The sequence below is a fragment of the Sulfuriferula multivorans genome (assembly GCF_003851125.1).
GTDB lineage: Bacteria > Pseudomonadota > Gammaproteobacteria > Burkholderiales > Sulfuriferulaceae > Sulfuriferula > Sulfuriferula multivorans.
Genome location: NZ_BGOW01000024.1, coordinates 1 through 7,120 on the forward strand (window position 1 = coordinate 1; position 7,120 = coordinate 7,120).

Annotated in this window: 8 protein-coding genes; all 8 read left to right on the forward strand. The window is 64.9% G+C overall.

What is annotated here, in order from left to right; translation table 11 throughout:
* The first annotated feature begins 59 nt into the window (after positions 1-59).
* From EI185_RS12280 to EI185_RS12315, 8 genes are read left to right on the forward strand one after another with little or no spacing between them, the layout of a single operon-like run.
* Positions 60-1,763, forward strand: coding sequence for a GspE/PulE family protein (locus tag EI185_RS12280; RefSeq protein ID WP_370685768.1), 1,704 nt, complete (start codon positions 60-62; stop codon positions 1,761-1,763).
* Complete coding sequence (locus EI185_RS12285; protein WP_124705448.1) at positions 1,744-2,571, forward strand: hypothetical protein; 828 nt, start codon at positions 1,744-1,746, stop codon at positions 2,569-2,571. Before EI185_RS12280 ends, EI185_RS12285 begins: the two co-directional genes overlap by 20 nt.
* A 1-nt stretch (position 2,572) precedes the next feature.
* Positions 2,573-3,106, forward strand: a complete 534-nt coding sequence (locus EI185_RS12290) for a PilN domain-containing protein (RefSeq protein ID WP_124705449.1) — start codon at positions 2,573-2,575, stop codon at positions 3,104-3,106.
* Entirely contained in the window at positions 3,103-3,660 is a 558-nt protein-coding gene (locus EI185_RS12295) for a hypothetical protein (RefSeq protein ID WP_124705450.1), read from the forward strand. The genes EI185_RS12290 and EI185_RS12295 overlap by 4 nt, the downstream gene beginning before the upstream one ends.
* Complete coding sequence (locus EI185_RS12300) at positions 3,660-4,178, forward strand: hypothetical protein (protein ID WP_124705451.1); 519 nt, start codon at positions 3,660-3,662, stop codon at positions 4,176-4,178. The genes EI185_RS12295 and EI185_RS12300 overlap by 1 nt, the downstream gene beginning before the upstream one ends.
* Positions 4,178-6,253 carry a secretin GspD/PilQ domain-containing protein gene (locus EI185_RS12305; protein WP_124705452.1) on the forward strand — a complete coding sequence of 692 codons (2,076 nt, stop codon included), beginning with the start codon at positions 4,178-4,180 and terminating at the stop codon, positions 6,251-6,253. Before EI185_RS12300 ends, EI185_RS12305 begins: the two co-directional genes overlap by 1 nt.
* The gene (locus EI185_RS12310) at positions 6,250-6,723 is read left to right on the forward strand and encodes a type II secretion system protein (RefSeq protein WP_124705453.1); all 474 of its coding nucleotides are present in this window, start codon (positions 6,250-6,252) and stop codon (positions 6,721-6,723) included. The genes EI185_RS12305 and EI185_RS12310 overlap by 4 nt, the downstream gene beginning before the upstream one ends.
* A complete protein-coding gene (locus EI185_RS12315; protein ID WP_124705454.1) occupies positions 6,723-7,103 on the forward strand; it encodes a type II secretion system protein in 381 nt (126 codons plus the stop codon). Before EI185_RS12310 ends, EI185_RS12315 begins: the two co-directional genes overlap by 1 nt.
* Positions 7,104-7,120 lie beyond the last annotated feature (17 nt).

Consider the following 7,120-nt stretch of genomic DNA (forward strand, 5'->3'; position numbering starts at 1 on the left):
TTGATGTACATGCCGATCTTCGACCTGGCCGGGAGCATCCAGTGAGCGCTAACCCGACCCTGACACTGCTGCCGCCCACGGCCGCATCCGAACCCGCCATACCCATTCCCGGCGCCCTGCTGCAAGCGGCGCGCGCCGAGGCGGCACGCCTGCGCCGCCGCCTGGTCGACGTGCTGGAAGAACAGCTCGACCTGCCCGCAGCAGAATTCACCGCGCGCCTGGGCGCCACGCTGCACTACCCGGTGCTGGGCATGGATCAGCTGCACGACCTGGCGCCCGCGTTCGACCTGCTGCCGTTCCAGCTCGCCCAGCAAAAAACCTGCATCGCGTTTCGCGACGCCGACGCGCGCCTGCTGCTGGTGAGCGGCGACCCGTTTGTGCCCGGTCTGAATGCCTGGGCCGAGGAGCGCCTGCCCGGCCCCTTCGTCTGGCAGCTGGCGCACCACGCCGACGTGGCGGCGTTCCTGGCGCGCTTCGAGGAATCGATGCGCGCCATGGAAAACGTGCTGAGCCTGGACAACGTCGACGACACCGCCGCGCTGCAGCTGGCCGACCTGTCGCTCAAAAGCATCAGCGAAGACACCAGCCCGGTGGTGCGGCTGGTGCATTCCACGCTCTACGATGCGCTGAAGACCGGCGCCAGCGACATCCACCTGGAAACCGTCGCCAACGGCCTGGTGATCAAATACCGTATTGACGGCGTGCTGTCCCAGGTCGGCAGCGTGCCGCGCAGCGATTTCGCCGAGCAGGTGGTGTCGCGCATCAAGGTGATGTCCGAGCTGGATATCGCCGAACGGCGCGTGCCGCAGGACGGCCGCTTCAAGGTGTCGATGCGCGGGCGCGAGGTGGACTTCCGCGTGTCCATCATGCCGTCCATCTTCGGCGAGGACGCCGTGCTGCGCATCCTCGACAAGCAGGCGCTGTCCGACCAGGTGAAAGGCTTGCGCCTGGACTTCCTCGGCTTCGACGAACGCACCCTGAAGGCGATGCGCCATCTGTCCAACGAGCCTTACGGCATGGTGCTGGTGACCGGCCCCACCGGCTCGGGCAAGACCACCACGCTGTATGCCGCTATTACCGAGATCAATCACGGCCACGACAAGATCATCACCATCGAAGACCCGGTCGAGTACCAGCTGTCCGGCGTGCTGCAGATCCCCGTCAACGAGAAGAAAGGCCTGAGCTTTGCGCGCGGGCTGCGCTCGGTGCTGCGCCACGACCCGGACAAGATCATGGTGGGCGAGATCCGCGATCCGGAAACCGCGCAGATCGCGGTGCAGGCCGCGCTGACCGGCCATCTGGTGTTTACCACGGTGCACGCCAACAATGTGTTCGATGTGATCGGCCGTTTCATGCACATGGGGGTGGACCCGTACAGTTTCGTTTCCGCCCTGAACGGCGTGCTGGCGCAGCGCCTGGTGCGGATGAGCTGCCCGCATTGCAGCGCGCCCTATGTGCCTTCCGACAGCCTGCTGGCCGACTCCGGGCTGACCCGCGCCGCCACCGCCGCCTACGACTTCCGCGCCGGCAACGGCTGCGGCCAGTGCCGCGGCTCCGGCTTCAAGGGGCGCAAGGCGATTTCCGAAATCCTCAACCTGAACGACGAAATCCGCGAGCTGATTGTGGCGCGCGAACCGATCCGCAAGATCAAGGACGCGGCGCGCCGCAACGGCACGCGCTACCTGCGCGAAGGCGCGCTGGAGCTGGTGGCAAACGGCGAAACCACCCTGCAGGAGATCAACCGTGTCACCTTTGTGGCGTGACCGGCTGGCGCTGGCCATCGCCCCGGAGCGCATCGTGCTGGTACGCACGCACGGCCAGCTGCGCCCGCAAGTGGTCGCGAAAAGCCTCATCACGGTGCCCGGCGAGCACGCCGCAGGCGGCTGGCAGGCCGCGCTGGACACGCTCGCCCACACCCTGCAGACCGATGCGCAGTGGCAGGGGCTGGAGGTGAACGCGGTGCTGTCCAACCACTTGGTGCGCTACCAGCTGATCCCGTGGAGCGCGCAGATTACCAGCGCCGACGAGCGTGCCGCGTATGTGCGCGCGAGCTTTGCCCAGGTGTACGGAGACAGCGCGGCGCAATGGGCTTATTCAATCAGCACCCCGCAGCGCGGCGCGGCGTGGTTCGCCAGCGCGGTCGACCAGGCGTTGCTGACGCAACTGGAGGCGGCAGTGGCGCCGGCGCCACTGCGCTCGGTCACCCCGCACCTGATGCCGGCATTCAACCGCGCACGGCGCGCGCTCAAGGACAAGGATCTGTGGTTCGTGCAAGTGGAACCGAACAAATTGCTGCTGCTGCTCATCCTCGATGGACGCTGGCAGGCGCTCAGCAGCCATGCGCTCGGCGACGCGCCGTGGCCGACGCAACTGCCCGGCCTGCTGGAGCGCGCCTGGCACTTGCACGGCGTGGACACGATGCCGCGCAAGCTGGTGATTTCCGCACCGGAAACGCAACCGGTAACGCTGGATGGCGCAGACCAGTGGACCGTTCAGTGGTTGCCGCCATTGTTGCACCCTGGCTTCTCCGCCAGTACCGACGCGCCGTATGCCATGGCGTTGGGGGCCTGACATGGGTTTGCCCGCGCTGGCGCTGGATTTCAAACGTACACCGCGCCCCTGGGCGTGGCTGGGCGTAGTGCTGCTGGTGATCGGCGCGGCGTGGCTGGTTCAGGTGGTGAACAGCGAACGCGCGCTGAGCGGCCAGATCGACCTGGCCGCAGCGCGCCAGCAAGTCATGGCGCGCCACAGCAAAATCAAAGTAGCCGCGCCGCCGCTCGACGCCGAGGCGTTGCAGCAGCAGATCCGGCAGGCCAACGCGATTCTGCAACAGCTGGCGCTGCCCTGGGACGCACTGTTCCAGACCCTGGAAGCGACGCGCGACCAGGACATCGCCTTGCTGTCGATCCAGCCCGATGCCGCCAAACAGAGCGTGCGCATCGGCGGCGAGGCGAAAAACCTGACCACCCTGCTGGCCTATATCACGCGCCTGGAGCAGGGCCGCGTGCTGAACCACGTCTATCTGACCAGCCACGAAGTGCGCACCCAGGATGCCGAACAGCCGGTGCGCTTCAGCCTGGCCGCGCACTGGGCGGTGCAACCATGAACGCGTTGTCCTCCGCGCTGCGCCGCCTGTACGACAGCCTGGGCTGGCCCGGTGTCGCGGGCATCCTTCTGCTACTGCTGGCGGCGGGCATGACGGTATCCATGGTGCAGCCCCGGACCGCGCAACTGGCCGAACTGAAGCGCGCCAACCTGTCCCTCAAAACCCGCATCGAACAGGCTGCACGCAGCGGCATTCCGGCCACCGCCAGTCAGGACGACCTGACCCGTTTCTACGGCTTTTTTGCGGGTGCGGAGGCGACGCCGTGGCTGGATAAGCTATTTGCCGCAGCGGCTGCGCAAGACCTGGTACTGACACAGGGCGAATACCGCATGACGCCGGACCGCACCGGCAAGCTGACGCGCTACCAGATCACCCTGCCGGTCAAGGGCAGTTATGCGCAGATCCGCCGCTTTGTCGCGCAGACCCTGACGCAGGTGCCGGTGGCGGCGCTGGACGACATCAGCTTCAAGCGCGAAACCATCGGCGCCGCGCAACTGGAGGCGCATATCAAGCTGACCCTGTTTCTCAGCGCGGATCGCGCGCGGGTACCGTGATGGCGCTGACGCCACGCAAACGCCAAATCCTGCTGGGCACCGCCCTGGCGGCGACGCTGATCGCCGTGGTGTGGGAGCACGAACAAACACAGAGCGAACCGGCAACTGAAGTGGTGGCGCCGCTTAAACACAACACCGCGCGAACCACGGATGCGCGCGACGGCGTGCACCTGGCGCTGGATAAGCTGCACCGGAACGGCGACGCCAGGCTGACTGAAATCAAGGACGCATTCCAGGTGCAATCCTGGTATGTACCGCCTCCGCCGCCGCCCGCTTTGCCCGCCGTGCCGCCGCCTCCCCCCGCGCCGCCGCCACTGCCGTTCACGTATATGGGCCAGCTGCTGGAGGACGGCAAGCTGACCGTCTTCCTCACCCGCCAGGACCAGAATTACGCCGTGCAGCCGGGCGCTACCCTGGACGGCACGTATCGCGTGGACAGTGTCGCGCCGCAGCGCGTGGTGTTCACTTATTTACCGCTCAACCAGCAACAGTCGCTCGCCATAGGAAACGTGAATTGATGAACAGGATAGGAACAATCGGTTTGGGACTGGCGCTGGTACTGCTGCTGGGCGCGTGTACGGCGGGCCGGCGCGCCTTCGACGAGGGCCAGACCAAGATTCGCAGCGGCAATGTGGAAGCCGGCCTGGCCGCGCTGGAGAAGGCCCGGAAAGCCAATGCCAGCAACCTCGAATACAAAAGCTATTACCTGCGCCAGAAGGAACTGTACATCCGCCAGCTGCTGAACCGGGGCGATGCCGAACGCGCCGCAAAGAACTATGCGGATGCGGACGCCACCTATCGGCACGTGTTCCAGTACGACCCCGGCAACCAGCACGCCAGCGACGCGATCAAGGGCATGCGCCAGGATCGCCGCCATGACGAAATGGTGGCCGATGCCGACAAGCTGCTCAAGGCCGGCAAGACCGATGAAGCCCAGGCGCTCGTGCACACCGTGCTGGCGGAAGACCCGCGCCAGGAAGCGGCGCACAAGATCGCGCGCGAACTGGCACGGCGCGCGGCCACGCAAACAGCGGCCGAACCGGCGCTGGGCGCAGCGTTCAAGAAGCCGATTTCGCTGGAATTCCGCAACGCCGGCCTGCAGGCCATCTTCGAAGTCATTTCGCGTGCCACGCAAATCAATTTCGTGTTCGACCACGACGTGCGCCCCGATCTCAAATCGACCATCTTCGTGAAGCACACCAGCATCGAGGATGTCATCAATCTGCTGATGGTGACCAACCAGTTGCAGATGCGCGTGCTCAACGCCAACACCGTGCTGATCTATCCCAATACGCCGGCCAAGGCGCGCGAATACCAGGAGCTGATGGTGCGCGCATTCTATCTGGGCAACGCCGACGTGAAACAGACCCTCAACATGATCAAGACGCTGGTCAAGACCCGCGATGTGTTCATCGATGAAAAGCTCAACCTGCTGGTGATGCGCGATACCCCGGACGCCATCCGCCTCGCCGAAAAACTGATCGCCACGCAGGACCGCGCCGAGCCGGAAGTGATGCTGGAAGTGGAAGTGCTGGAAGTGAAGCGCAGCCGCCTGATGGATCTGGGCATCCAGTATCCCAACACGTTTACCGCGCTGAACATCGCCAATCAGACCACGCAGACCTTCCAGGGCGGCACCGCGGTGGTCAGCGCGCCGTCGCAGACCCAGAATATCCTCACCGTCGATACCCTGAAAAGCCTGGGTGCGGGGAATATCGCGGTGTCGCCCAATCCGCAGCTGAACCTGAAGAAAGAGGACGGCGACGTGCAGATTCTCGCCAACCCGCGCATCCGCGTGATGAACAAGCAGAAAGCCAAAATCCATATCGGCGACAAGGTGCCGGTGATCACCACCACCAGCACCGCCAATGTGGGCGTGTCGGAATCGGTGAGTTACCTGGACGTGGGCCTGAAGCTGGATGTGGAACCGCGCGTCTATCTGGATAACGAGGTGGGCATCAAGGTCGGCCTGGAAGTCTCCAACATCGTGCGCGAAATCCGCAGCAACAGCGGCACGCTCACCTATCAGATCGGCACCCGCAATGCGGACACCGTGCTGCGCCTGAAGGACGGCGAAACGCAGATCCTGGCCGGGCTGATCAGCGACGAGGACCGGCGCAGCGCCAGCAAGATTCCGGGTCTGGGCGACCTGCCCATGCTGGGCCACCTGTTCTCCACCCATCATAACGAGGCCAACAAGACCGAGATCATCCTGCTGATCACCCCGCACATCATCCGCAACCTGACCCCGCTGGATGCCAACACGAGCGAGTTTGCCGCAGGGACCGAAGCCGATATCGGCGGGGCGCCGCTGAGTTTGCACCAGACGCCCGCAGCTACGGCGCCGGCAGGGTCGCCGGTACCGGCCCTGCTACCCGGGGTACCTGTAGCGCCTGTGGCACCACAGGGGTTGCCCGGCGCGGCGGTGCCCGCGCCGGCACCGGCACCCCTGCCAACCCCCATCCCCGCGCCCGTACCGGCAACACCTGCTCCGGAGCCTGCTCCAGCGCCGACGCCCGATTCAGCGCCCGATCCGGCGCTGGTGCCGACCCCTACGCTGGTGCCGGAACCCGATCCGGCCAATCCGCAATGATGCATGCCCGCGGCTTCACGCTGATCGAGCTGCTGGTCACGGTGGCCATTGTGGGGCTGCTGTCCACCATCGCATTGCCGATGACCGAACTCGTCGTGCAGCGCGCCAGGGAGCAGGAATTGCGTCACGACCTGCGCGAAATCCGCAGCGCCATCGATGCCTACAAGAAGATGTGGGATGAAGGCCGCATCCAGAAAAGCCTGGACGAATCCGGCTATCCCAAATCGCTGGAGGTGCTGGTGAACGGCGTGGAAGACTTCAAAAGCCCTACGCACAGCAAAATTTATTTCCTGCGCCGCATCCCGCGCGATCCGTTCAGCAAGGACACCACCAGCCCGCCTGCCGATACCTGGGGCAAGCGCTCGTACAAGAGTCCGCCCGACGACCCGCAGGAAGGCGATGACGTGTACGACGTCTACACGCTGAGCAAAGGCGTGGGACTGAATGGCGTGCCGTACCGGGAGTGGTGATGACCCGAAAAATAGCGCGTGGTTTTACCCTGATCGAGCTGCTGGTGGTGATGGCGATCATCGCCCTGCTGTTGTCGATTGCCACGCCGCGCTATTTCAACAGCGTGGATAAGACCAAGGAGGCGGTGCTGAGACAAGACCTGTCCACGCTGCGCGATGCCATCGACAAGTATTACGGCGATACCGGAAAATACCCCGACACTCTGGACGATCTGGTCAGCAAGAAATATCTGCGCAAACTGCCGGTCGATCCGGTTACCGATAGCGCCAGCACCTGGGTGACGGTGCCGCCGGCCGATGCGGATCAGGGCGGTGTGTACGATCTGCACAGCGGCGCACCCGGCAACGGCCGCGACGGCACGCCGTATTCGGGCTGGTGAAGCATGCATCAGCGCGG

Excerpts from the sequence above, each read along its gene's own strand:
- EI185_RS12290 (WP_124705449.1), top strand. The coding sequence starts at position 2,573 with ATGGGTTTGCCCGCGCTGGCGCTGGATTTCAAACGTACACCGCGCCCC.
- EI185_RS12300 (WP_124705451.1), top strand. The coding sequence starts at position 3,660 with ATGGCGCTGACGCCACGCAAACGCCAAATCCTGCTGGGCACCGCCCTG.
- EI185_RS12305 (WP_124705452.1), top strand. The coding sequence starts at position 4,178 with ATGAACAGGATAGGAACAATCGGTTTGGGACTGGCGCTGGTACTGCTG.
- EI185_RS12295 (WP_124705450.1), top strand. The coding sequence starts at position 3,103 with ATGAACGCGTTGTCCTCCGCGCTGCGCCGCCTGTACGACAGCCTGGGC.
- EI185_RS12315 (WP_124705454.1), top strand. The coding sequence starts at position 6,723 with ATGACCCGAAAAATAGCGCGTGGTTTTACCCTGATCGAGCTGCTGGTG.
- EI185_RS12310 (WP_124705453.1), top strand. The coding sequence starts at position 6,250 with ATGATGCATGCCCGCGGCTTCACGCTGATCGAGCTGCTGGTCACGGTG.